Consider the following 24,353-nt stretch of genomic DNA (forward strand, 5'->3'; position numbering starts at 1 on the left):
GCAACTTTATTTACCGAACTGACGCCGCCGCAGTTGTTCCTTGATGAGTGTGACGAGCCTGTCTTCGTCGTCGATTTCCATTCGCACTTCCAGAACGGCTGCGCTGGATGCGATCCAGTGGAACAGCTCTCCCGTTGTGGTTTCCAGCCGTGCCATGTCCTTTGACGTCGTCACCAGCTTGAACCCGGATGCCTCGGCTTCGGTCAACAGCGCGCGCACGTCGGCTTGCGTGTAGGGATGGTGATCGGGAAACTCCCGTGTTTTCTTCACGTCGTAACCAAGCGATTTCAGCGTATCGAAGAATTTCTGCGGCCGGCCGATACCGGCGAAGGCAAAGAGCCTCAATCCATCCAATTCGTCGTTCGGCTGCGGCCGCATATGTGCGTGCAGGATTGGCAGCCCCTTGCGCCCCGCCAGATGGATCGCTTCTTCAGCCGCATCGCCCTCGCCCACCAGAACCAGGCAGTCGGCCTTGACGATCTGCTTCGCCGCCGGAGCCCGCAAGGGCCCGGCAGGCAGGCATTTGCCGTTGCCGAAGCCCACACTACAATCGACCAGCACCAGGCTGAGGTCTTTCTCCAGAGCCGGGTTCTGAAATCCGTCATCCATCAAAAGAACATCGATCGGCTGCTGTTCGGCAAGCCGAGCGCCTGCAGGCCTGTCGGCAGAAATCACGGTTGGACCGTATCTGGCCAGCAACAAGGCTTCGTCACCAACCACATCGGCATCGTGGAGACCGGCATCGACGAGCAGCGGCCCCTTGGCCTTGCCGCCATATCCGCGCAGAAGAAAACCGGGGTGCAGGCCCTCTTCCTGCAAACGGTAGAACAGCTCAATGGCAAAGGGCGTCTTGCCGGTGCCACCGACCACGAAATTGCCGACACAGATGACGGGCAAACGGCTGCCGGCTTTCGGTTTCTTCAACATGCGCCGTCCAGAGACGAGGCCATAGATCCAGCCCACCGGCGATAACAACCAGCTTGCCAGCGTCGATCCCGGCTTCCACCAGAAGTCAGGCGCCGTCTTCATGCACGTTCTCGAGACAGTGGATTATCGGGCGCCGGGCCAGATTTTCCGAGCATGGGTTGAAGCACCCTCAGGGTTTCGACCAACGCACCGCGTCCGGCCTCAACCAGGGCTCTGGCTGTTTCCGCTTGCACCCTTGCTTTTTCCGGGTTGCGCAGGAGACTGCCGATGCGCTCCGCCAGATTTTCCGGCAGCTCCGCCTTCAGCGAAGCCTGCCGGCTCCAGAAATCCTTGTAGACGGCCCGAGCGTTTGCCACGCGCGGCCCAGTGACCAGCGCCGAGCCCGAAAGCGCGGCTTCCACCGGGTTATGACCGCCTGCATCGTTGAAAGAACCACCCAAAAACGTCACCGGTGCCAATCTATAAAAAAGTCCCATCTCACCCAGTGTATCACCGAGATAGACATCTGTGTCTGTTTCGATTGCCTGTTCCAGACTTCTGCGTGCCGTGCGAAGGCCCCGGTTTTCGATGAGGCCTGCAATATCATCTGCACGGGCAGGATGGCGCGGCACCAGAATGAGCAACAGTTCCGGAAATTCCTCGCACAGGCGGCCATGGGCCTCCAGCACGATTTCGTCCTCGCCGGGGTGCGTCAAAGCGGCGAGCCAGACCGGACGCCCTGCTGTCTGCGCCCTCAAGGCGGCTGCCTGGTCATCATCCACTGCCGGCTCCGGTGCGTCATATTTCAGGTTACCGGGCGTTGAAACGTTGCCGCAGCCCAGAAGACGGAACCGCTCACCATCGGCGGCGCTTTGCGCCAGAACCAGATCGAGGCACCGAAACAGATATCCCGAAATACGCGGAAACCGCGCCCAGCTTCGGTAGGACCTGTCCGACAGGCGGCCGTTCAGCAGAACGAAGGGCGTTTGGCGCGCGCGCATTTCGTCAAACAGGCAAGGCCAGATTTCGGATTCGACCACCATCGCCAGATCCGGTGCCCAATGGTCGAGAAACCGGGAAACCGGGCCGGGTGCGTCGAATGGCATGAACTGGTGGAGCGCACCCCGGGGCAACCGGCTGTGCGCCAGTTCCGCCGCCGTCACGGTGACAGTGGTCAGCAGCACCTGTTGCCCGGATGCTGTGAGGTCCTCGACCAGCGGCAGCACGGACATGGTTTCGCCGACACTGGCGGCGTGGATCCAGACAAGTGATCCAATGGGGCGGCCTGTAGCCGTCCGGCCAAAGCGCTCGCCCTTTCGGGCCGGCACTTCCTTGCCGGACCGGCTGCGAAACCAGAAGAGAAGATTGAACAGAGGCGTCAGGGCCCGGGCAAGCCCTCTGTAGAGAGTGAAGACGAGAGGGCGCCGGTCAGCCATCCGCCCTTCCGACCAGCTCATACGCCCGTTTCGTCGCCTGATTGAGCCCTTCCTCGACCTTGAGGCGATAATCCTCAAGGGTTTCGTCGTCCGCATCGGCGGGCACCCAGATAAGATCATTTACCGCGATGCTGCCACGGCCGAAAGGCAGGTTGACGCTGGCCTTGTCCCAACTGTTGAGCTCTATGCTGCGGCTGGTGGCCACGGCCACCGGCAGCACCGGGCGGCCCGAATGCTTGGCCAGCTGAACGATGCCGACGCCGGACTTGCGGGCCGGGCCTTTGGGCACGTCCGCCGTCATTGCGATGGAATAGCCTTCCTTCAGCGCGCGCAGCGCCTCGATGAAACCGCGCATGCCGCCGCGCTTCTTGATCTGGCGGGCATTCTTGCCGCCGGAGGCACGGATCAGACCCAGGCCGAGCTTGCGAGCCGCAATTGCGTTCACCTCACCATCGGCGGAGCGGGAGATCATCACCTTGGCCGGCCAGTGGGCCGGCTTGGCGAAAGGCACCATGAAGTGCTGCCCGTGCCACATGGCCACGATCACCGGCAGATCCTTTTCGGACTGTTCGTGGACGCCCTCCGGCTCGATGACGAACCGATTGGTGCGATAGACCAGCTTGAGGTAAGCGGCCATCAAGGTGCCGATAGTGGACAGAACCCAGGGCTGGCGTCCGAGGCGTTTGATCATTTGGTGTTGTCGCCTGAAAGAGCTGCGCCGCCTTAAGAAGCCGATTCCGGATCAAGCAAGCGGTGCATGTGGACGATGAAGTAGCGCATATGCGCATTGTCGACCGTTGCCTGTGCCTTGGATTTCCAGGCTTTGTAGGCTTCGGCATAATTCGGATAGATCCCGACGATATCCAGATCGTCCAGGTCCCGGAACGTCAGCCCTTCCGGTGAATCCAGCTCGCCGCCGAACACAAGATGAAGGAGCTGTTTCGGAGTATCGGTGTCACTCATGAATATCCTCGCTTTCGTCGCTGCGGTCGTGCCGCTAACCGATTAGATCGTCGAGCACGTCGCGCACAGGCCCGATCAGCGCAACAGGAGCTGCGATCAGGGCCGGGTGGCCGGTCTTGGCGCGGTTGTAGATCAGGTTCCGGCCCGACAGGTCGGTCAGTATACCGCCCGCTTCCTGCACCAAAAGATCCGCCGCTGCAAGGTCCCAATCGCTCGGGCCTCCCCGCGCGGCGCCGACATCGACCCGTCCTGCAGCAACGACGGCCAGCCGATAGGCCAGTGAGCGCAGGATTTCCGCACCGACAAATCCTGCATCCACAACGTCCCGATTGGCGACGATGGAATGTGGCCCCGTCAGCGTCGCGCCGGAAAGGTCTGTCCGGTCCGATACCGCCAGTCGAGATCCATTGAGCCAGGCTCCGCCGCCTGCGCGGGCCAGGAACATCTCGTCCCGGCGCGGACAGAAAACCGAACCGGCAATGGGCCGGCCGGCCTCAACCACGGCAATTGCCACGGTCCATTCGTCTCCCCCTGCCAGGAAGGCGCGTGTGCCGTCAATCGGATCGACAATAAAGACGCGCTCGTGGTTGAGGCGGCTGCGGTCGTCTGCCGTTTCCTCCGACAGCCAGCCATAGTCTGGACGGGCAGAACGCAGATAATCGGCGAGAAACCGATCCACTGCCAGATCGGCCTCTGACACCGGCGACATGCCCGCCTTGCCCTTGAACCAGGTCTCGGGATCCTGACCGAAGAAGCCCAGCGCGATATCGCCAGCCTGGCGCGCGGCCGTTTCCAGCAGGCGCAGATCTGCGTCCCGCCCCGCTTCGTCCAGTTTGATGTCGGCCGATCCCTTGTCAGCTTCCGGCAAGGGCCATTCCTTCGATCATCACCGACGGGGTGGCAGCAGAGTAGCGATTGTCCAGATCGCTGCCGGGAACCAGCCGTGCGAACATGTCCTTCAGATTGCCTGCAATGGTGATTTCGCTGACGGCTTCGACAATCTGTCCGTTCTCGAACCAGAAGCCGGCTGCGCCGCGGGAATAGTCCCCGGTGAGGCCATTCACGCCGTGACCGATCAGATCGGTGACCAGCAGACCCTGCCCGGCGTCCGCCATCAGTTCCTCCAGCGATTTTTCGCCCGGCATCAACGTGATGTTGGTTGCCCCTGGGGATGTACCGCTGCCGCTGCGGTGGGCCCGGCCGTTTGGCGTCAGCCCCAATTCACGGGCGGAAGCCCCATCCAGGAACCAGTGGCGCAGGATACCGTCTTCAATGACATCGAGACGTTCCGCGCGTGTTCCTTCTCCATCGAACGGGCGTGTTGCGGCACCCCGGCGCTTGAACGGGTCATCCACCACCTGAATGCCCGGAGCAAAAACGGCCTCGCCCATCCGGTCCCTCAGGAAACTGGTCTTGCGCGCAATCGCCGCCCCGTTGATAGCCCCGACAAGGTGGCCGAGAATACTGCGGGCGGCGCGTGATTCATAAATGACGTTGGCGGTGCGGGTCGACAGTTTGCTCGGGTTCAGGCGGCGAACCGTTCTTTCGCCTGCCCTGCGGCCGATTTCCGCCGGCGCTTCCAGATCCTCGAAGAAGGTGCGGCTGTCGAAGTCGTAATCCCGCTCCATGCCGGTGCCTTCGCCGGCAACGGCTGTCATGGACATGCCATAGCGGGACGACATATAGGAGCCTTCAAACCCGTGGCTGGTCGCCAGGACAACCCCGGCAAGGCGCCAGGAAGCCCCCGCGCCACCAGACTTGGTGACACCTTCGACGTCCAGACCGGCGGCTTCCGCTTCCAGCGCGATCTGCGTCAGATCCTCAGCGGTCATTTCCCTGGTGTCCAGAAGTTCAAGGTCCGGGAATTCCTTCACGAGAAGATCCTGGTCGGCGAGGCCGGCATAAGGATCTTCCGGGGCGACCTTCGCCATTGCGACGGCGCGTTCGGCGAGGCTTGCTGGATCGTCGAGCCGGTTGGCGGATACAGCCGCGGTGCGCTTGCCGACGAACACCCTCAGGGTCACGTCATCGCCTTCAGCGCGCTCGGTTTCCTCTACCTTGCCTTCGCGGACATCGACCGACAGCGAAACCCCGGTAACCGCAATCGCATCGCAGGCGTCAGCTCCGGCCTTGCGGGCTGCTTCCACCAGACGGGCCGCCCGGGATTGCAGTTCGCTTTGATCAATCAGTTCCGACATCGTGTCCGCTCTCTCGTCTTCTGGTTCGGCAGTTGTTTACGCTCCGCACGGCTGTGCTGCAACTGCCGGGGCTGTTTGCGGGCAATCCGGCTGCTGCAGGACGTGCAAGCCACGGGAGTTTTCCCCTGACCGGCTGCAAATGGGATTTTGCATCCGTATCGGCAAGAGGTTGCAATGCCGCAACCCTGCGACGGGTTTTCGTAATGATGACGGCAGGATAGGCGAGATCGGGACAAAGCGCGAAATTCAGTCTCAGGTTGTATTTCGCCACTTCTGCCACACGACTGAACAAGATGTTACCTGCGTGCTTACATTCCAGTAACCCTCTTATAAATCAGACTTTTTTAACTCTGTATCTTAAGTGGTTCACGACTTTTGTTCCGTACATTGAAACACATCGAGAGACCAAAAAGGTCCGACCTAAAGGTCCGGTGGAGAGTCATTTGAGACGTCAAACAGAAATACAGGAAATGGTAGCAACCGGGGCCGGCACGAATACGATGCCGCACCCCGGTTGCCTTCCGGCCCACTTCGAGCAACGCCTTGAAAACCGGCCGGGCACTCCTTCCCTGCCAGCCGAAATTTTTCTGGATCGCGACAGGGCAGTCATCAAGCGGCGGGTAGCCGGTGTTCCGGTGACGGTGGTGGTGCCTGCACAAGGTTTCGACGGTGTCATGGTCCGGATTGTTCCGGGGGCAGTGCCAGGCGAAATCGTTGCGGCCCTGATCCTGAAACATCCCGACAGCGCGCTGTCGATCACCCTTGCGGAAACAGAGAAATCCGACGACCTGGCTGTTCTTTGGAGCCGCTGGGCCCAGGTTTTCAACCTGCCGATGCTGGTGTGCGACCTTGGTGGCAAGGTGAAGCCGATCGAAGCCTATAGCGCCGTACCGGCGTCCAAACCTGCGCCCCGGCGCAAGCTTCGCCTTTTGACCGGCCGCCGGCCACGCTTCCTGAACCGCCGTCTTCCCGGCAGACAGCAGCCTGCGGCAACCGTTCATGTCAACGAGCGCGAGATTATTGCCCGCACCTGATGGTGCGGACAAAGATTTCTTGAAAGGCCCCGTCGTGCGGGGCTTTTTTCGTTACAGCGCGCCGATCATTGCGTCGGCGACGAAGCCGAAAAACAGGATCCAGCCATAGGTGGCGTTGGAACGGAACAGCTGCAGGCACTGATCGCCATCGTCAATATCCAGTACCGCGATCTGCCATCCAAGATGCACAACGCCGGCCAGAATGCCGACAAAGGCGGCCGGACCGGCATCAGCAAACATCGCCGCCATGAAAAACAGGACCGTTGCGCAACTGTAGAGCCCGATGAGGGCCAGCTTGGTGTGCTCACCAAAGAGACGGGCCGTCGACTTCACCCCTACAAGGGCATCGTCTTCCTTGTCCTGATGGGCGTAGATGGTGTCGTAGCCGATCGTCCAGCAGATGCCGCCGGCGTAAAGAAACACGGGTGACCAGGACAGCGAGCCGAAAGCGGCTGCCCACCCCATGAACGCCCCCCAGGAAAAGGCAAAGCCCAGAAACAACTGCGGCCAGTTGGTGATGCGCTTCATGAATGGGTAGATCGCGACCGGCAGAAGCGAGGCAATGCCGAGCCAGATCGTGAAGGTGTTGAACTGCAGCAGCACCGCCAGTCCAACCAGGGCCTGCACCACCAGAAAGATCTTTGCCTGAAGCTTGCTGACCTGCCCCGCCGGGATCGGCCGTGAGCGGGTCCGCTCTACCTTTGAATCGATATCGACGTCGACAACGTCGTTATAGGTGCAGCCTGCACCGCGCATGGCGACCGCGCCGATGAAAAACAGCACCATATGCCAAAGGTCCGGCCAGGCCTTTCCGCCGGCAATTGCCGCCAGTGCCGCCGACCAGAAACAGGGCCACAGCAACAGCCACCAGCCGATTGGACGTTCCCAGCGGGCCAGGCGGGCATAGGGGCGCAAGCCAGCGGGCAACCGCGTATCCACCCAGTGCTGTTTGACCGCATCCGCAACCGGCCCCGTGTCGTTCGTGGAAAACACTTTCGATCCGTCCATTTGTCGATTGTCCGGCGGAAACGCTTCCGTTTTCCGCTCTTCTCCGGTTCTTTTAGCGACATTCGGCAGGAAATTCATCCCGCAAGACGTCACAGAGGCGCTATCGCGAACCTGTCATTAGGGCGAGCGAGCATCTGGGGATACGGATCTGAAGAAGGACATCATTGCCTAATGCCGCGTCACGGCGGCATGCTGACCGGCGGAAACGTGCCATTGCCTGCACCGCCAATTGCGGTATGCGACCCTCCGTGTTAGGTGACGGCCCTCCTGCTTCCATCTTTACGAAGAGACTGCCCGTTTATGAAACTTCTCCTGATCGGATCCGGCGGCCGCGAACACGCGCTTGCTTGGGCGCTGGCAAAATCTCCAAAACTGACCAAGCTCTACGCAGCACCCGGCAATGCCGGCATTGCCGAGGTCGCCGAGCTTTGCAACCTGGACACCGCGGATCATCAGGCGGTGGTCGGTTTCTGTCGTGACCATGACATCGACTTCGTCGTCGTCGGCCCCGAAGCCCCGCTTGTGGCTGGCCTCGTTGACGATCTGGAAGCAGCCGGCCTCAAGGCTTTCGGCCCGTCGAAAGCGGCAGCCCAGCTGGAAGGCTCCAAAGCCTTCACCAAGGGTGTCTGCGACGAAGCGGATATTCCGACAGCCGGATACGGTCGCTTCGACACCGCAGAAGATGCACTTGCCTACGTTCGCGAACAGGGCGCTCCGATTGTCGTCAAGGCGGACGGGCTCGCGGCCGGCAAAGGTGTCGTGGTCGCCATGACCCTGAAAGAAGCCGAGGACGCGGTGACGGCCTGTTTCGAGGGGTCCTTCGGAGAGGCCGGTGCGGAAGTCGTCATCGAGGAATTCCTGGATGGCGAGGAAGCAAGTTTCTTTGTGCTGTCCGATGGCACCAATGCACTGCCGCTGGCCACCGCCCAGGACCACAAACGCGCCTTTGATGGCGACGAAGGTCCGAATACCGGCGGCATGGGCGCCTATTCGCCAGCGCCCGTTCTGACGGATGCGCTGATTGCCGAGGTCATGCGCACCATCATCGAACCGACCATCGCAACGCTTGCCAAACGCGGTACGCCCTTCAAGGGCGTTCTCTACGCGGGTCTGATGATCGGCGAGAACGGCCCGAAGCTGATCGAATACAATACCCGTTTCGGCGATCCGGAATGTCAGGTGATGATGATGCGCCTGAAAAGCGATCTCCTGGAGCTGTTGCTTGCCAGCGCCGAAGGCCGGCTCGACCAGACGACAGCCGACTGGCGCGACGAAGCCGCATTGACCGTCGTCATGGCCGCCAAGGGCTACCCGGGCAGCTACGACAAGGGCACAGAGATTCGCGGTCTCGAAACGGCCGCGACGGACGACGTTGCCGTTTTCCATGCCGGCACCAAACGCGACGGTGCGCAGATCCTTGCCAACGGCGGACGTGTCCTGAACGTCACGGCCGTCGGCGCCACCGTTCGCGAGGCGCAGCAGCGTGCCTATGAGCGCATCCGCGGCATCGACTGGCCGGAAGGGTTTTGCCGAAGCGACATCGGCTGGCGCGCCATCGCGCGGGAAAGCGAAGGCTGACGCAGGCCGTTTTCCCGAATTTACGGCATTTGCGCTTCCGGGACTTGGCGCGCGCGTAATATCAAAGCTAATCTCCTCTCCAGCGCAGGCTGGGGAGGCAAACGTGGAAAACGACTTGCCGGATCTTTTTCCGGAGTTCGACAGCATCACTGTCGACGTCAATGACATGCGCCTGTTCTGCCGGACTGGCGGATCCGGGCCACCGCTGCTCTTGCTGCACGGATATCCGCAATCGCATGTCTGCTGGCACAAGGTGGCCCCGCAGCTTGCCGAACATTTCACGGTCATCATGCCGGACCTGCCGGGGTATGGCCGGTCGTCCGTCCCGCCGTTGTCGGCCGATCATGTTGCTTATTCCAAGCGAAACATGGCAGCGGCCATGGTCGAACTCATGAAGGCTCTGGGCCATGCGACTTTCATGCTGGCCGGACACGACCGCGGTGGCCGCGTGGCTTACCGACTGGCGCTCGATCATCCCGACGTGCTCACGAAGGTTGCCGTTCTCGACATTCTGCCAACCTGCGACTACTGGGACCGGATAGACAGGCTGTTCGGCCTGAAGATCTATCACTGGATGTTTCTGGCCCAGGCGGCACCTTTCCCGGAAGAGATGATTTCTGCCGCGCCTGTGGCGTTTCTCGATCACACGCTGGCAAGCTGGACCGCCGCCAAGGATCTTTCCTGCTTCTCCAAAGAGGCCATGACACACAATCGCGACTGGTTCGGCGAACCGGACCGGGTGTCAGCCACCTGCGAGGATTACCGCGCAGGGGCGACAATCGATTACGAGCATGATCGTGCAGACCTCAAGGCTGGAAAAAAAATTCAGCCTCCGCTGCTTTCCCTGTGGGGAAGCAGAGGCATCGCCACCAGCGTCGATGATCCGCTTGAGGTCTGGCGAAGCTGGTCCGCGAGCGCGACCGGCGAAGCTCTTGGCTGCGGGCATTTCCTCCCTGAAGAAGCCCCACGGGAAACGGCCGGAGCCTTGATCGCGTTTTTCAAAAACACGCCAAGCAGGTCTTGAAATTGCTTACCTATTTAGGATTGCCACTCCACTTAACGTAACGGGAGTGCATTGTACGGTGACATGGATAGAGATGATCACCGAACAACATTTAAACTATTTCCACTCGCACCTTTTTCATCAGTTCACGAACGAATACAGCTCAGAACAAGACAGTGAAATCGCAATTTCTCATCGTTTTTTCTTAATGCCCTTTAACAGACACATTTAAAACAATTTAACTAATAAGGCCTATTGAGAAAATTGGCAGTGATTGTTTACCTAATAACACCGTACCGGGTGGCCATAACAAAAAGTGAACTGTCCTTGCCGAGAAAAGAGGAGCTGCGGCTGCTCGGGGGAACAGATGCAACGCGTGGGCAAGCAAAAGTCATGGCCAGGGACGGACTCAGGCGACGAGGCATCGCGCATGCATGCGCGTGGCCAAGGCCCGAGTGCCCTTGTTGACCGGCTTCTCGCCCGCTGGTGCAAGGATGAAACCCGCTTTGAAAAACCGCTTCGCGCCGTCTTTCTGTCGTTTCTCTGCCTGACGGTTGCTGTCCTCACCTTTCAGAACGTTGTCACGGAATATCGCACGCTGAGCGAACCACAGGATCTGATCGTGCGCACCACCAAGCGGCTGCTGATGCACCAACGGTCGCTGGGGGAGCAAGCGCTGGATCAGGCAGTCAGCGTTGTCAGCGCCGACACCGACTTGCAGACCGCCATTCGCAAGAGAGATGCGGCCAACATCAAGGCCGTTGCCGACAGGGTTTTTGCCGGGAAGGCAGCAGATCTCCACATAGCGGAGTTGACCATTTTCTCCGCCAACCAGGAGATCATCTATCGCGCTCAGAGCAACGTTTCCACAGTCCGGAACGCCGGCACTTTTGAAACCGAGTTGAACTCCAGAAGGTTCCGGGATGTCGATGCAATCGAACTCGGCCCGGATAACGAATTTGTCGTCAGTGTGTTCAAACCATGGCACGTCGACGGTACCCGGATCGGATATCTGAAGCTTGCGATCAACATCGAACAATCGCTGGCGCTGGCCAGCTCCGCGGTGAATGCACAGATCGTCAAGGCTTTCGAGGTCCTCGATGCCGATGACACCAGCGCCGTTCACTACAAGGTTCTAGGCGATCTGGCGCCGACCGGCTTCGACTTCGACAAAGTCACGTCCCACGGTCATTTCGACGGCTTCAGCAGTTTCACGCTTCAGGACAGCAAGGTCTTCATGGTTCGAGACCTGCCGATTACGATCGTCAGTCCGAACCATGACGTGAAACTTCTGCTGGTGAAGGACATCACCAACAACATCTGGGCATTTGCCAAGGGGACCTCGCTGTCGCTGATGGCGGGTGTCGGCCTGGCACTGCTTGCCTGGACCGTGGTATTCCGCCTGCTGTCCCGTCTTCAGTCTTCCGTCCAACTGACACGTTCCCGTCTTGAGGCAGAGGTTCAGGAGAATACCCGCAAGCTGGAAAGCAGCTCGCAGCAGCTTATCGAAGCGCAGCGGATCGCCCATGTTGGCAGTTGGGAACTGGACATCACGGCAAACGAAATTCTGGGATCCGAGGAATTCTATCGGGTCATGAAGATTCCGCCGGGCCTTCCGGCTAACGAAATCCAGCGCTTTGTGTTTTCCCGCATTCCCGAAGCGGAACGACAGACAACCCTGGACACAGTCACGACCGCCCTGAAGACCTGCGGTGAATTCGACATCGAACACTCCATGGTGCATGACGACGGCAGTACCCAGTATGTGCACGTTCTCGGTTACGTTTTTTCAGGCCCTGGTGGCAAGGCTGCCAAGCTGATCGGCACCATTCACGACATCACAGATCGCTGTCTGGCCGAGCGCAAGAACCATCTGCTGGCACATATTCTGGAGTCTTCGCTCAACGAGATCTACATTCTGGACTCGTCAACGCTGCAGATCGAATATGCCAACCGCTGCGCCCTTACCAACCTCGGCTACACTCTGGAAGAGCTCAAGCTCCAGAAAATCGGTGATATCGATCCCGTTTACGATCAGGACACGGTCCGCCTGCATGTCGCACGTCTGCTGAAGGGCCACAAAGACAATCTGTCGGTCGAAAGCGTTCACCGGCGCAAGGATGGCAGCGAGTATCCGGTCGACCTCAAGGTGCAGGTTCTCCGGGACCAGGACCGTGATCTGCTTGTGGCGATTGCCAATGACGTGTCGGAACGGGTGCAGCGGGAAAACGAAACCCGTGACGCCAAGATACGGGCCGAACGTCTCGCCTATTTCGATCCCCTGACGAAACTGTCCAACCGCGCCGGCTGCCAGCGCGATGCGAAGGAACGCTTTGCTCGTCGTGAAAAGCCGGCCTTCCTGATTCATGTCGACATGGACGGGTTCAAGCGGGTCAACGATACGCTCGGTCATCTTGCGGGCGATCAATGTCTGGAAGAAACCGGGCGCCGGCTTCGCGAAGTCTGCCGGGGGCTGGGCACAGCCTATCGCTGGGGCGGAGACGAGTTCGTCATCCTGGCGGAACAGGGCACGTCGGACCCGAACGAGCTCTTCGAACGGGCTCGCCGCATCATGCGGATGCCGATGGAATTCAACGGCAGCAGGTTCTGGCCGACTGTCAGCATGGGGCTGGCACTCTGCCCGGACGATGGCCACGACTTCGACACGCTTCTGGTCAATGCGGACCTTGCCCTTTATCAGTCCAAGGAAAACGGCAAGGATCGCTATACATTCTTCCGGCCGGACATGCGCACCGACAGCGAAACGGAAGCGCAGATCGAACTGGAACTGAGGGACGCGGTCAAGAACGATCAGTTCTTCCTCGAGTTCCAGCCGCAGGTCAATCTGCGCACCCAGGCCGTCACAGGCGTCGAGGCGCTTGTGCGCTGGCAGCATCCCGAGCGCGGCACCGTCTCCCCCGGGGACTTCCTGCCTGTGGTGGAAAAATCCGGGCTGGCTCCGATCCTGGGCGAGATTGTCATCGACAAGGCCTTTGCCGCCGCCCGAAGCTGGATCGACCGGGGGATCGACTTCGGCCGCATATCCGTGAACGTCTCGCCCTCGCATCTCTCGTCCGGACTGCTGCTCGAGCACTTCAAGGCCGGTATGGAAAAACACAACATCGGACCGGACCGGATCACCGCCGAGGTGCTTGAATCGGTGTTCTTGAACGACAACCGTTCCGGACACCTGGCGGCGCTGCGGGAACTTTTCGAACTCGGTGTCCATATCGAGCTCGACGACTTCGGAACCGGGTATGCATCGCTTTCCCATGTCTCCGATCTGCCGATCAACGGGCTCAAGATCGACCGCTCCTTCACCCGCCAGATGCTGCAGGACTCGAAAAAGGAAGTGATCGTCAACCAGCTCATCCACCTGGCCAGATCGCTGGATATCGGTATCGTCTGTGAAGGCGTGGAGACCGATGCCCAATACGACCGTTTGAGGATGATGGGCGATTTTTCGATCCAGGGTTTCCTGATCGCCCGGCCAATGCCGTTCCAGCAGGCGACGGACTGGATGTCGGAAGCCACGGATGACCTGTATTTCGTGATCTGATAGTGCCTGGCACCGCGTGGCTGTTTCGCGACGGAATGAACTTTGCCGACGGCCATAAGGTTGGAAAGTTGCGTTGCAACACCCATGTGCAGTACCTGAAACACTCACTGCCGGATCCGGAACATGCTCTCCACCTCTTCTCCCAAAATCGGCCTGGCCCTTGGCGGCGGCGGCGCACGTGGCCTTGCTCACATCCCCGTTCTGGAAGCGCTTGACGACCTGGGCATAAAGCCAGTGCGGATCAACGGCACGTCAATCGGCGCGCTGATGGGCGCCGCCTATGCCAGCGGCCGCAGTGGCCAGGAAATACGAGACATCGCGCTGGAGATCTTCGCGGATCGCAACAGCGTTTTGTCGCGCCTCTGGCAGCTGAGACCCCGCAAGCTCGCTGACATGTTCCGGGGCGGCCCGGTGCAGTTTGACCCGTTGCGGGTGCTGGAAGTGTTTGTTTCCGACTATCTGTCCGAAACTTTCGAGGATCTGGAAATCCCGCTGCGCATGCTTGCGACGGATTTCTACCGCTGCGAAGAAGTCGATTTCGAAAGCGGTCCGTTGTTGCCCGCTCTGGCAGCCTCGATCGCGATTCCCGCTGTTTTCAGACCTGTGCGCTATGACGACCGGTTTCTGATCGACGGTGGTGTTGTCAATCCACTGCCTTTTGACGGTCTCAGGGCGAATTGCGATATCGTGATTGCCGTTGATGTCGTTGGGGCGCCGGTTCCACGAGAAAACAAGGACGACATCAGCATGCTGGACTCCCTGTTTGGGTCCTCCCAGATTCTCATGCAAACCATCACGAAGCAAAAACTTAAGTCAGATCAACCGGATATCCTGGTCAGCCCGCCTCATGACTCAGTCCGTGTGCTGGACTTCATGAAAGCGGAAAGCATTCTGGATAAGGCAGAGTCCTTGCGTACAGTTACAAGGGAACAACTGGAGAAACTGATAAAAGAAACAATGGCAGTTACTTGATAGCAACAACCACTGATAAATACGTATTATCCCTTTTTATTGAAACAATCTTTGCCTTTAACACATCATTAATCTTACTCCTAAATACTTTTCTTAATCTATTAGGAGAGGGTCAATGCGGCCATCAGGATCAACAGATTTGGAAGCCTGTCCGGTATCGGACGATTTGCTGAAACGCTTACTGGACGCAACGTTGAACGCTGTAACGGATGTTGGGCAACAACTGCCGGAACAGCAGCGTGCTGCGCTTGCCGTCTACTGCTACCGCCGGGCCCACTTCCGCCGGCTGGGCCTGTCACTGGCGTCCCTCTGCAGCCAGCAGGCTCTTGTCATGGAGGCCGGGCATGCAGGCGACCTGATCCACCGGCAGGCAAGCAGCGTCTCGACCGAGGGCGATGCGATCAGCCGGACTGCGAAGTCCGGAAAGCCACCGGTCAGTCTGTACGTGGTTTGAAAGTCCATTCCGGGGCTGGTTCTTCCTCCCACCCGCCCCCACCTTAGGCAACCGCCCTTGCAGCTATCAGCGCGGGCCGGTTGCCTTTTCTTTTGGCATCGCCTTTCAAAACGTCGCAAGTTTCGGGCAAACGGCCCTCAAGGCCGTGGTGACGTCTTGCCGTTGCCGGTCCGCCCCCTACTATTTGCAACAGGTGTGGTTCTCGGGATGGTTCGACATGGCGATATTCAGTTTCCCATTTCACGGGCGGCGACAGAAGGCGGGCGGGCTCTTGCGAATTGTTCCCCTGCTGCTCGGGATACTGATTTCAGCGATGCTGACCGGGCAGGCCTTCGCGATCTGCCAACTGGTCGCCGAAGCGCCGTTCAGAGCACCGGGGCCGGATGAAGTTCGGATATGGCGCGCGTCGTTGCAGGCCAACGAAGTACAGATCCGCTATATCGGCCACTCCACATTCGAACTCGAAACGCCCAAGGGCGTGCGGATCGCGACCGATTACAACGACAGCGTCCGTCCGCTGCTGCCACCCGATGTTGCAACGATGAACGGCGCCCACAGCACGCATTACTCCGTCAGCCCGGACCCGAACATCGAGCATCTGCTTTACGGCTGGGACCCGAAGGGCGGACCGCTGGATCATGATGTGCGGGTTGGCGATGTCCGCATCCGCAACATTCAGACCAACATCCGCGGCTGGGACGGTGCGGAGCGCCGGCTCGGCAACTCGATTTTCATCTTCGAGGTCGCCGACATGTGCATTGCCCATCTGGGCCACCTGCATCATCGGCTGACACAGGAAGATCTGATACGCCTTGGCCAGATCGACATCGTGTTTGCGGCAATCGACAATTCGTCGACACTCCGGCTGGAAAGCCTGATGGACGTGCTGGAAAGCATCGGTCCTGCAGTAGTCATCCCGATGCATTTTCATTTCCACGGCGCCTTGCAGGCTTTCGTCGGCCGTGCCGAGGAGGCAGGGTACGACATCGTGCGAGCGAAAACGCCCGCGCTGATTGTCAGCCGGTCCAGCCTGCCCACACGGAAAACCGCCTACATCATGATGCCGGGTGGTTCTTGACGCGCCAGATAGCCTCCTGAAGGCATTCGGACACCAGACAAAAGCTCTGATAGCAGACCGAAAGAGGCTTCAGGCTTCAGGCTTCAGGCTTCAAACCTGAGGAACAGGACCTGGCTGTCGCCCGCCTGGCGGCGGTCGAGTTCTTCAAAGCCTTCCGGAATGTCGACCTGGGCCGAAGACCTTTCTTCCAGGACACACAAGCCCCCTGGCTTCAGCCAGCCTCCCCCTGCGGCAGAGTCCAGGGCTTTTTCGCCCAGTTTCCTGTCGTAAGGCGGATCGGCGAAAACCAGGTCGAAAGGTTCAATAGTGCCGGCGCTGCCGAGCCGTGTGGCATCGCGCCGAAAGATCTTGGCGGCACCATTGAGGCCGAGAGCTTCCATGTTCCGGCGAATGATGCCGCGTGCCTCTGTCCCCTCTTCGATGAAGGTACAGTGACGCGCGCCCCGACTGATCGCTTCAAAGCCCAGCGCGCCGGTTCCGGCAAAAAGATCCAGAACTCTTGCGCCCTCAAGATCAACATCCAGGCCATGTGCCAGGATGTTGAAAATGGTTTCCCGAAGCCGGTCACTGGTCGGGCGGGTGTCGTGCGATTTCGGCGCGGCAAGGGCCGTTCCCTTGAAACGCCCGGCAACTATTCTCAAGACCGGTCTCCGCGCCTCGGCGGACGGCCACCCTTGGGAGGTCCGCGCCGGTCGTCCTTGTCACGGTTGGACCGGCTTTCCTGCTGCTTGTCTTCCACCTTGCCTTCCTCACCCCAGATGCGGCGCGGGGGCGGGGAAAACCGATCTTCACTGAAATCCTTGCGCGGTTTCGGCTCGGAGGTCAGGCGGAAACGGGAACGCGGCGAGACTTTTACTTTTTCCTGGCGCGGTCCGGAATTCTTTCGCGGTCCCTGGCCGGATGCCTTCTTGCGATCTTCCCGCTGTTCGTTGCGTTCGTTCTTGGCTGCCCGCTTGCGGTCGGTTTCGCTGCGGCCTTCGCGCGCCGTCATCCAGCGGCCCTGGCTGGCCTCGCGTCGGCCACCCTCCCGGCCACCACCGTCTCGGCCAGCTCCGTCTCGGTTGCCACCATCTCGGGCGCCACGGTCACGGCCGCCATCCCGGCCACCGCCTTCCCTGCCGCCGCCGCGCTTTGCGCCTGCGGGCTTCTTTTCGGCTTCAGGCTTGGGAGCATGAAAGATCGGAGCGTCGAAATCGGCGCCGGCTTCCTCGGCCAAGGCATCGCCCAACTGGTCACGCAGAACGCGGCCACGAATTTCGCGGACGTCACCTTCCGGCAGATCCATCAACTGGAAGGGGCCATAGGACAAACGGATCAGCCGGTTCACGGCAAGGCCCAGATGCTCCAGAACCCGTTTGACCTCACGGTTCTTGCCTTCGCGCAGCCCCACCGTCATCCAGACGTTGTTGCCCTGCTCCTTGTCGAGCGTTGCCTCGATGGCGCCGTAGAGCACGCCCTCAATCGCAATGCCGTCCTTCAGAGTGTCGAGATCCGGCTGGGTCACCTTGCCGAAGGCGCGTACGCGGTAACGGCGCAACCAGCCGGTGGCCGGCAATTCCAGAACGCGCGCCAGTCCGCCATCGTTGGTCAGGAGCAGCAAGCCTTCAGTGTTGATGTCGAGCCGGCCCACGGTCAGGACACGCGGCAGATCATCGGGCAGGCGTTCGAACACGGTCGGACGGCCTTCCGGATCCTTGTTGGTGGTCACCAGACCGCGCGGCTTGTGGTAGAGCCAGAGCCGCGTGCGCTCACGCATCGGCAGCGGTTCGCCGTCAACCACTACCTTGTCGTTGGGTGTGACCGTGACGGCGGGCGTGGTCAACAGTTTGCCGTTGAGCTCAACCCGGCCGTTTTCGATCCATACTTCCGCTTCGCGGCGGGAACACAGGCCGACACGCGCCATCACCTTGGCAATGCGCTCGCCCCGGTCATTGGCTTCGCCTGCCAGCGGTGCAGTCGCCGGTTTCGGCGCCCGTTTTTCGAAGCCGCCCTTCTTGGGGCCGGCTTTCGATTTGTCGTTCGGTGCAGCCCGGCGTTTTTCCGGTGCACGCTTGTCGCGTCCCCGGCCTTTTGCGGGACCCGGGCGCTCGGAAGAGAATTTTCTTGTCGTCATGCGCGCGTCATAGCAGAGCTTGAGCCTTTCGGGAATCGCTTGTTTTCTGCATAAACCGCAGAGGCGCCGTGTTCCGCACGCATGACGGAGCCTTTTGCCGCCTGCAAAGGCCATCGTCGGGGCTGACGGCCACGGCATTTGCGGGTAAACAGGACCTATCGGAGGCCTTCAGATCAAGGCTGTCTGCACTCCTGCGCTCCAACCCATCCAGCCCGATGCCCACAGCTTTCACCAATCAGACATCTTTCATGGATCTCGCGCTTGAAGAAGCCGGTAAGGCGGCGGATCGTGGGGAAGTGCCTGTCGGTGCCGTGCTGGTTCGCGGTGGACACGTGATTGCCCGGGACGGGAACCGGACACTTGAGTTGAACGATCCGACCGCCCACGCGGAAGTGCTCGTGATCCGCACCGCGTGTGCATTGGCGGGCTCTCAACGCCTGCCGGACTGCGATCTTTATGTGACGCTCGAACCCTGCCCCATGTGCGCGGGGGCGATTTCCTTTGCGCGGATCCGCCGGCTTTATTACGGCGCAGGTGATGAAAAGGGCGGAGCTGTCGATCACGGCACCCGATTCTTTTGCCAGCCTACCTGCCATCATGCACCGGACGTTTATTCCGGCATCGGCGAGACGCGGGCAGCCGCGCTGCTGAAAGCCTTCTTCCAGGCGAAACGCCAGGGCGTGGCCCCATAGCTCGTTTCTCGTGCAGATTGACCGGATTGCACGTTGCCCAATAGCAACAGCGACCACCAAACACGCACAGAGGCGGGTTTCGTTACTTCGCGAAGCTGAAAGTTTCTTCTAGGAACAGCATACTGTTCGCAGGGCATTTGCGCACTTCATCGGAGCATCACATGACTCGAAATACTGTTCTCGGAGCAATCGCCGGACTTTTTCTGGCTGCAAGCCCGGCCCTTTCCGCGGACCTGCCGGTGGCTCCGGAACCTGTCGATTACGTCCGGATCTGTGACGCTTATGGCGCTCGCTTCTACTATATTCCCGGCACCGAAACGTGCCTGCGCGTCGGGAGCCGTGTGCGGACCGAGTTCCGCGTCCGCAACTTCGGCAAGGCGGAAAATACCTGGGGCGACCGGGACACCGACGGCTACCAGTGGCGCTCACGCGGCTATCTCTACCTTGATGCACGCACAGCCACCGAATTCGGCACCCTGCGCGCCTATATCGAATCCTACATCACGCTGACCAACGGCTCGAACGCAGCCACGCTGGACAAGGCGTATATCCAGTGGGGCGGCTTGCTGGCCGGCCGCAACGGGTCGAATTTCGACTTCTTCACCGGTTATGCCTTCAACGCCCAGATCGAAAGCTATTCCGACCGCAAGGTCGACCAGATCGCGTACACCATGGCATTCGGCAACGGCTTCAATGCAACGCTTGCACTGGAAGACCGGTCGGGCCGCGAACAGAACATTGCAATCAACGGCACCAACCAGACCTATGGCGGCACCCGCGCACCCGACTTCGTCGCGGCTCTCGGCGTGAACCAGGGCTGGGGCCAGGCGCAGATCATGGGTGCCCTGCACCAGGTTTATCCGAACGCCACATACAACGGCCTTGCTGGCCGGACCGAAGATGAACTCGGCTGGGCTGCGGGCGCTGGCGTAACCGTCAACTTCGGCGGCTTTGCCAAGGGCGGTGCCGTTTCCCTGCAGGCGGTCTATACCGATGGCGCCAGCGGCTTCGGGTCCACGGGCTGGAACAGCCGCATCACCGACGCGGTGTGGAACGGCAGCAGCACCGAGACCACCAGGACGCTGAACATCTTCGGCGGTGTGACGCTCGGCGTGACCGATACCGTCCAGGTGAATGTCGAAGGCGGCTATCATGATGTCGACGGCGGCACCAGCGCCTATGACTTCACCCAGTGGGACGCGACTGCCAACGTGGTCTGGGAACCTGTCTCCGGCTTCCTGATGGGGCCGGAACTCCAGTATCGCGACCTCGACTACAGCCGCTCCTCCGGCATCGACGACACTTACGAGCTTTACGGCACGTTCCGTCTGCAACGCACGTTTTAAAAAGCCGGCAATCAGACAAACAAAAACCCCGGGTCCTTACCCGGGGTTTTCTGCTTTTAGAGCTCTGGCACTTCCATATCAGGCGCCTTCATTCCTGCCGCTGTGCCCAGGCAGAAAGAACGGTGTTCCAAAGTCCGTTTGACCACAGAGTGCTGTGACCGCCACCTTCGACGATCACAAGCTGCTTCGGGTTGTTCGCGAATTCAAAAAGACGCCTGCCGTGCTCCACCGGAATGAGACTGTCTTCCGTTCCGTGCACGATCAGAACCGGGGCGGCAATCCTTCCGATGCGGTCCCGCGTCGGCATCGGGTCCTTCATCAGGAGCCCGACGGGCAACCAGGGATAGCGCTTCGTGGCCATGTCGATCAGCGCCGTATAGGGCGCTTCCAACACTACGAGATCTGTTTGCGGACGTTCTGCGGCAACCGCCGCTGCAACACCCGAGCCAAGGCTTTCTCCGTGGATGATAAGCGGCGTTCCCGATTCCGCCAGCCGGTCGAAATGTTCCAGCCCGTCCGAAATCAGCGCCTGTTCCGATGGACTGCCTTCGCTGCCGGGATAGCCCCGGTAACTTGACGCATAAAGGCCGAAGCCACTGTCCAGAATTTGTTTGAAGCGCTTCCAGCGGGAAGACACATTGGCTGAATTGCCCTGAAAATAGAGCACCGTCGGAGCGCCCCTGGCAGAAGGTTCCGCACGCCAGACAGTCACGTTGGTGCCATCGGACATGGAAACCGTTTCGACGGAAACACCCGAAAGCCCTTTTTCCTCCGGCGTGCTCAATTCACCGCTTGGAATGAAGATGAAACTGCGCTGATTGAAATACATGTAACCGGCAGCCATGGCGTAGGCGATGCCGACAATGACGGCCACGCGCAACAGGGCCTTCCAAAGCAAGCGCCCTGGCCTGCCGGTCTTGTTCATCGCCTCGCCCGCGCCACCTGAGCTGGTTTCCGTCATATGACTGTCTCCCATCGCTGCGGTGTCTACGCACCGCAACGGAAGGCCGATCAGGGTGCCGGGTTATTTGCGGCCGAACAGCTTTTCGATATCGCCGAGTTTCAGCTCCACCCAGGTTGGCCGGCCGTGATTGCACTGGCCGGAGAGCGGCGTCGCTTCCATATCGCGCAACAGTGCATCCATTTCTTCCGGGCGCATGCGCCTGCCCGCCCGCACGGAACCGTGGCAGGCCATCGTCGCGGCAACATGGTCCAGCTTTTCCTTTAGGCCTTCGGCCGTATCCCATTCGGCAAGTTCGTCGGCCAGATTGCGGACCATGCCCTGGATGTCCATGTCACCCAGGATTGCCGGTGTTTCGCGCACGGCTATGGCGCCTGGACCGAAGGCCTCCAGCGACAGTCCGACCTTTTCAAGATCTTCTGCGCGATCGGCAAGCCGGATGGCGTCTTCTTCCGGAAGCTCGACGATCTCGGGAATCAGCAGGATCTGGCGAGCCACGTCCTTCTTTGCCAGTGCTTCCTTCAATCGTTCGTAGACGAGCCGCTCGTGCGCAGCGTGCTGGTCAACGATGACGACGCCGTCCTCGGTCTGGGCGATGATGTAGGTCTCGTGAACCTGCGCTCGGGCGGCGCCCAGCGGCAGGCGGGTCTTTTCAGTCTCGACCGGAACGTCATTCGCGCGGGCATCGGCAGATGGCGCGGCAAAGTCGGCAAAACCGTTCTGCCGTTCGAAGGCCGGCTGCGGTGCTTCGGCAAAGCCTGTTGCCGGGGCTTCGTCCATCTGGAGCGGGCGAAAAGCTTCCGGTGCCCAGTGAGGCGCCGCAGAGGTTCGGGCAAAGGAACCGCCGCTGTAGCCTCCGGTACCAGCCGGAGCTGACGGCGTATAGCCCGGTTGCGCGAACCCGGCCGATTGCGCCCTGATGGCATCCAGTGCAACAGCCGCATTGGATGTCGATGACCGGTGGCCGGACTGAACCAGCGCATGCTTGATGGCCCCCACCAGAAGTCCGCGCACAAGCTGGCTGTCACGAAAGCGCACGTCGGCCTTGGCCGGATGCACGTTGACATCCACCAGCGCCGGGTCGAGTTCGATGAACAAAACCACGACCGGATGCCGGTCGCGGGCAAGGACGTCCGCATAGGCACCGCGCAAACCGGACAGCAGCAGCTTGTCCTTCACCGGGCGGCCATTGACGAAAAAGAACTGGTGCTGGGCATTGCCACGATGGTGTGTCGGCAGGCCTGCAAAGCCGGTGAGGCGGACCCCTTCCCGGCCGGCGTCGATTTCCATGGCATTGTCGACAAAGTCCTGGCCAAGGATTTGCGCAATCCGCGCCAGATGCGGTTCGCCGCCGCGCGCGGCAGGCCAGCTCTGGGACTGCCGGTCGGCACCGCCGAGGGAAAAGCCGATTTCCGGATAGGCAAGCGCGATCCGCTTGACGATTTCCGTGATGGCGGCCGCTTCGGCGCGGTCGGATTTCAGGAATTTCAATCGGGCGGGTGTCGCGAAGAAGAGATCGCGCACCTCGACCTGCGTACCTTTGGTACGGGCCGCCGGCACAAGCGGCTGTTCCCGCCCGCCTTCGACGGCGATGGCCCAGGCATGGTCCTCGTCCTTGTGGCGGGTCTGGATCGCCAGTCGGGCGACGGAGCCGATGGACGGCAGCGCTTCACCGCGAAACCCGAGCGTACGGATATCGAACAGGTCGTCATCGGAAATCTTGGAAGTGCAGTGACGACGGATGGCAAGCTGCAGATCTTCCCGGCGCATGCCGTCGCCGTCATCGGCGACACGCATGAGGGTCTTGCCACCGGCCGCCGTGACGATCTCCACCTGTTTCGCCCCGGCATCGACAGCGTTTTCAACCAACTCCTTGATGACGCTGGCGGGTCGTTCGATCACCTCGCCGGCTGCAATCTGGTTGATCACCTGTTCGCCAAGTTGCCTGACCTTCATGAAACTCCCTCTACTCGGTTTCGCACTGTGTCATGTTCCTATATGGTCCGCGCCGAGTTTGCGTCGATTCTTGAGCAAAGCTTATCAGACCTACCCAGATCCGAGTGACCCGCCATGACAGTTTCTGCACCGCTTCTTGTTGAGGGGCTCCGCACCCTCGCCCCGTCCTACAAGGGCATCCTGTGCGATGTCTGGGGCGTGCTGCACAATGGTGTATCGGCTTTTGAAGAAGCGCACAAAGCCCTGAGGGCCTTCCGCGAGGAAGCGGGCGGCAAGGTGGTGCTGATCACCAATGCGCCACGCCCGGCCAAACAGGTCGGCGAGATGCTGGCAGGCCTCGGCGTGCCGGACGGCACCTATGACGACATCGTCACCTCCGGCGACGTGACCCGGGACGTTCTGGTGGCTCAGGGAACGAAGACCCTTCTGCACATCGGCCCGAACCGGGACCAGCCGCTGTATCACGGACTTGAAGCCACCTTCACGATGAATGACGCGGAAGCGGAAGGCATCAGCTGCACCGGTCTGGAAAACGATGAGGTCGAAACCCCGGACGATTATCGCGAGCGTCTGCAGAAGCTGGCCGACCGTGGCCTGCCGATGATCTGCGCCAACCCCGACATCGTGGTGGAACGCGGCGATCGCCTGATCTGGTGCGCAGGTGCCCTCGCTCGCCTTTATGAAGATCTGGGTGGCGAAGTGTCGATTCTCGGCAAGCCGCATGCGCCGATCTACGATGCGGCGATGCAGCGTCTTGCAAAGCTTGCCGGTGAAGAGGTTGCCAAGGAAGATGTTCTGGCCATTGGCGACGGTCTGCCGACCGACATCCGTGGCGCAGTGTCACAGGATCTCGACGTGCTGTTCATCACCGCCGGCATTCATGCCTCCGACTTCGGCCCCAGCGATGCCCCGGACGAACACCTGATTCGTCGCCGCCTTGCTGAAGAAGGCCTGCGCGCACGCGCTGCCTTGCCGCGCCTCTGGTGGTGATCCGCCGACCATCTTCCCGGACTGGACACGCCTGACAGCCTGCAAGCATTCGGACGTTTTGGCCAATCGGGCCAAGAGCCAAGGTGAGCGCTCGGGTGAGCGAGAA

At 60.5% G+C, this 24,353-nt stretch carries 21 protein-coding genes; 10 read left to right on the forward strand and 11 right to left on the reverse strand.

What is annotated here, in order from left to right; all coding sequences use genetic code 11:
• Nucleotides 1-6: 6 nt before the first annotated feature.
• Genes lpxK through AC2A6O_RS19355 form a run of 6 tightly spaced genes read right to left on the reverse strand, consistent with a single transcriptional unit; the run spans nucleotide 7 to nucleotide 5,503 of the window.
• A complete protein-coding gene (gene lpxK, locus AC2A6O_RS19330) occupies nucleotides 7-1,029 on the reverse strand; it encodes a tetraacyldisaccharide 4'-kinase (protein WP_498929515.1) in 1,023 nt (340 codons plus the stop codon).
• Nucleotides 1,026-2,342, reverse strand: coding sequence for a 3-deoxy-D-manno-octulosonic acid transferase (locus AC2A6O_RS19335; protein ID WP_498929517.1), 1,317 nt, complete (start codon nucleotides 2,340-2,342; stop codon nucleotides 1,026-1,028). Before AC2A6O_RS19335 ends, lpxK begins: the two co-directional genes overlap by 4 nt.
• The gene (locus AC2A6O_RS19340) at nucleotides 2,335-3,033 is read right to left on the reverse strand and encodes a lysophospholipid acyltransferase family protein (RefSeq protein WP_148585233.1); all 699 of its coding nucleotides are present in this window, start codon (nucleotides 3,031-3,033) and stop codon (nucleotides 2,335-2,337) included. Before AC2A6O_RS19340 ends, AC2A6O_RS19335 begins: the two co-directional genes overlap by 8 nt.
• Before the next feature lie 32 nt (nucleotides 3,034-3,065).
• Nucleotides 3,066-3,305 carry a DUF4170 domain-containing protein gene (locus AC2A6O_RS19345; RefSeq protein ID WP_148585234.1) on the reverse strand — a complete coding sequence of 80 codons (240 nt, stop codon included), beginning with the start codon at nucleotides 3,303-3,305 and terminating at the stop codon, nucleotides 3,066-3,068.
• Between the two features lie 34 nt (nucleotides 3,306-3,339).
• On the reverse strand, nucleotides 3,340-4,173 hold the full coding sequence (locus AC2A6O_RS19350) for a 3'(2'),5'-bisphosphate nucleotidase CysQ (protein WP_148585235.1): 834 nt from the start codon (nucleotides 4,171-4,173) through the stop codon (nucleotides 3,340-3,342).
• Nucleotides 4,160-5,503, reverse strand: coding sequence for a TldD/PmbA family protein (locus tag AC2A6O_RS19355; RefSeq protein WP_148585236.1), 1,344 nt, complete (start codon nucleotides 5,501-5,503; stop codon nucleotides 4,160-4,162). The genes AC2A6O_RS19350 and AC2A6O_RS19355 overlap by 14 nt, the downstream gene beginning before the upstream one ends.
• A gap of 443 nt (nucleotides 5,504-5,946) precedes the next feature.
• On the opposite strand from AC2A6O_RS19355, the gene AC2A6O_RS19360 reads away from it, so the two are divergent.
• Nucleotides 5,947-6,537 carry a DUF6101 family protein gene (locus AC2A6O_RS19360; RefSeq protein WP_498929520.1) on the forward strand — a complete coding sequence of 197 codons (591 nt, stop codon included), beginning with the start codon at nucleotides 5,947-5,949 and terminating at the stop codon, nucleotides 6,535-6,537.
• 51 nt (nucleotides 6,538-6,588) lie between these two features.
• Here the strand turns inward: AC2A6O_RS19360 and ubiA are convergent, their stop codons facing one another.
• The gene (gene ubiA, locus AC2A6O_RS19365; RefSeq protein ID WP_148585237.1) at nucleotides 6,589-7,545 is read right to left on the reverse strand and encodes a 4-hydroxybenzoate octaprenyltransferase; all 957 of its coding nucleotides are present in this window, start codon (nucleotides 7,543-7,545) and stop codon (nucleotides 6,589-6,591) included.
• A gap of 300 nt (nucleotides 7,546-7,845) precedes the next feature.
• Here ubiA and purD point away from each other — a divergent pair, with 300 nt between their 5' ends.
• The 6 genes from purD (at nucleotide 7,846) to AC2A6O_RS19395 (ending at nucleotide 16,189) form a co-directional block, all read left to right on the forward strand.
• On the forward strand, nucleotides 7,846-9,123 hold the full coding sequence (gene purD / locus AC2A6O_RS19370) for a phosphoribosylamine--glycine ligase (RefSeq protein ID WP_498929522.1): 1,278 nt from the start codon (nucleotides 7,846-7,848) through the stop codon (nucleotides 9,121-9,123).
• 103 nt (nucleotides 9,124-9,226) lie between these two features.
• The gene (locus tag AC2A6O_RS19375; RefSeq protein WP_498929524.1) at nucleotides 9,227-10,147 is read left to right on the forward strand and encodes an alpha/beta fold hydrolase; all 921 of its coding nucleotides are present in this window, start codon (nucleotides 9,227-9,229) and stop codon (nucleotides 10,145-10,147) included.
• Between the two features lie 409 nt (nucleotides 10,148-10,556).
• On the forward strand, nucleotides 10,557-13,685 hold the full coding sequence (locus tag AC2A6O_RS19380) for a sensor domain-containing protein (protein WP_498929526.1): 3,129 nt from the start codon (nucleotides 10,557-10,559) through the stop codon (nucleotides 13,683-13,685).
• Nucleotides 13,686-13,808: 123 nt separating this feature from the next.
• Nucleotides 13,809-14,657 (forward strand): patatin-like phospholipase family protein, encoded by an 849-nt coding sequence (locus tag AC2A6O_RS19385; protein ID WP_498929528.1) that lies wholly within the window; start codon nucleotides 13,809-13,811, stop codon nucleotides 14,655-14,657.
• Between the two features lie 193 nt (nucleotides 14,658-14,850).
• Nucleotides 14,851-15,111, forward strand: coding sequence for a hypothetical protein (locus AC2A6O_RS19390; RefSeq protein ID WP_209001148.1), 261 nt, complete (start codon nucleotides 14,851-14,853; stop codon nucleotides 15,109-15,111).
• A gap of 217 nt (nucleotides 15,112-15,328) precedes the next feature.
• Nucleotides 15,329-16,189, forward strand: coding sequence for an MBL fold metallo-hydrolase (locus AC2A6O_RS19395; protein WP_498929531.1), 861 nt, complete (start codon nucleotides 15,329-15,331; stop codon nucleotides 16,187-16,189).
• Nucleotides 16,190-16,272: 83 nt separating this feature from the next.
• On the opposite strand, the gene rsmD is transcribed toward AC2A6O_RS19395, so the two are convergent.
• A complete protein-coding gene (rsmD, locus tag AC2A6O_RS19400; RefSeq protein ID WP_498929533.1) occupies nucleotides 16,273-16,830 on the reverse strand; it encodes a 16S rRNA (guanine(966)-N(2))-methyltransferase RsmD in 558 nt (185 codons plus the stop codon).
• A complete protein-coding gene (locus tag AC2A6O_RS19405; RefSeq protein WP_498929536.1) occupies nucleotides 16,827-18,302 on the reverse strand; it encodes a pseudouridine synthase in 1,476 nt (491 codons plus the stop codon). The genes rsmD and AC2A6O_RS19405 overlap by 4 nt, the downstream gene beginning before the upstream one ends.
• A gap of 215 nt (nucleotides 18,303-18,517) precedes the next feature.
• Between AC2A6O_RS19405 and AC2A6O_RS19410 the strand changes: the two genes are divergently transcribed.
• Nucleotides 18,518-18,994 (forward strand): nucleoside deaminase, encoded by a 477-nt coding sequence (locus AC2A6O_RS19410; protein ID WP_498930147.1) that lies wholly within the window; start codon nucleotides 18,518-18,520, stop codon nucleotides 18,992-18,994.
• Between the two features lie 161 nt (nucleotides 18,995-19,155).
• On the forward strand, nucleotides 19,156-20,340 hold the full coding sequence (locus AC2A6O_RS19415) for a porin (RefSeq protein WP_498929538.1): 1,185 nt from the start codon (nucleotides 19,156-19,158) through the stop codon (nucleotides 20,338-20,340).
• An 88-nt stretch (nucleotides 20,341-20,428) separates the two neighbouring features.
• Here AC2A6O_RS19415 and AC2A6O_RS19420 read toward each other — a convergent pair whose 3' ends face one another.
• A complete protein-coding gene (locus AC2A6O_RS19420; protein ID WP_498929540.1) occupies nucleotides 20,429-21,301 on the reverse strand; it encodes an alpha/beta hydrolase in 873 nt (290 codons plus the stop codon).
• A gap of 63 nt (nucleotides 21,302-21,364) precedes the next feature.
• A complete protein-coding gene (gene mutL / locus AC2A6O_RS19425) occupies nucleotides 21,365-23,257 on the reverse strand; it encodes a DNA mismatch repair endonuclease MutL (RefSeq protein ID WP_498929542.1) in 1,893 nt (630 codons plus the stop codon).
• 114 nt (nucleotides 23,258-23,371) lie between these two features.
• Here mutL and AC2A6O_RS19430 point away from each other — a divergent pair, with 114 nt between their 5' ends.
• Nucleotides 23,372-24,247 carry a TIGR01459 family HAD-type hydrolase gene (locus AC2A6O_RS19430; protein ID WP_498929544.1) on the forward strand — a complete coding sequence of 292 codons (876 nt, stop codon included), beginning with the start codon at nucleotides 23,372-23,374 and terminating at the stop codon, nucleotides 24,245-24,247.
• Nucleotides 24,248-24,353: the final 106 nt, after the last annotated feature.

The organism is Labrenzia sp. ATLA3, from assembly GCF_057180185.1.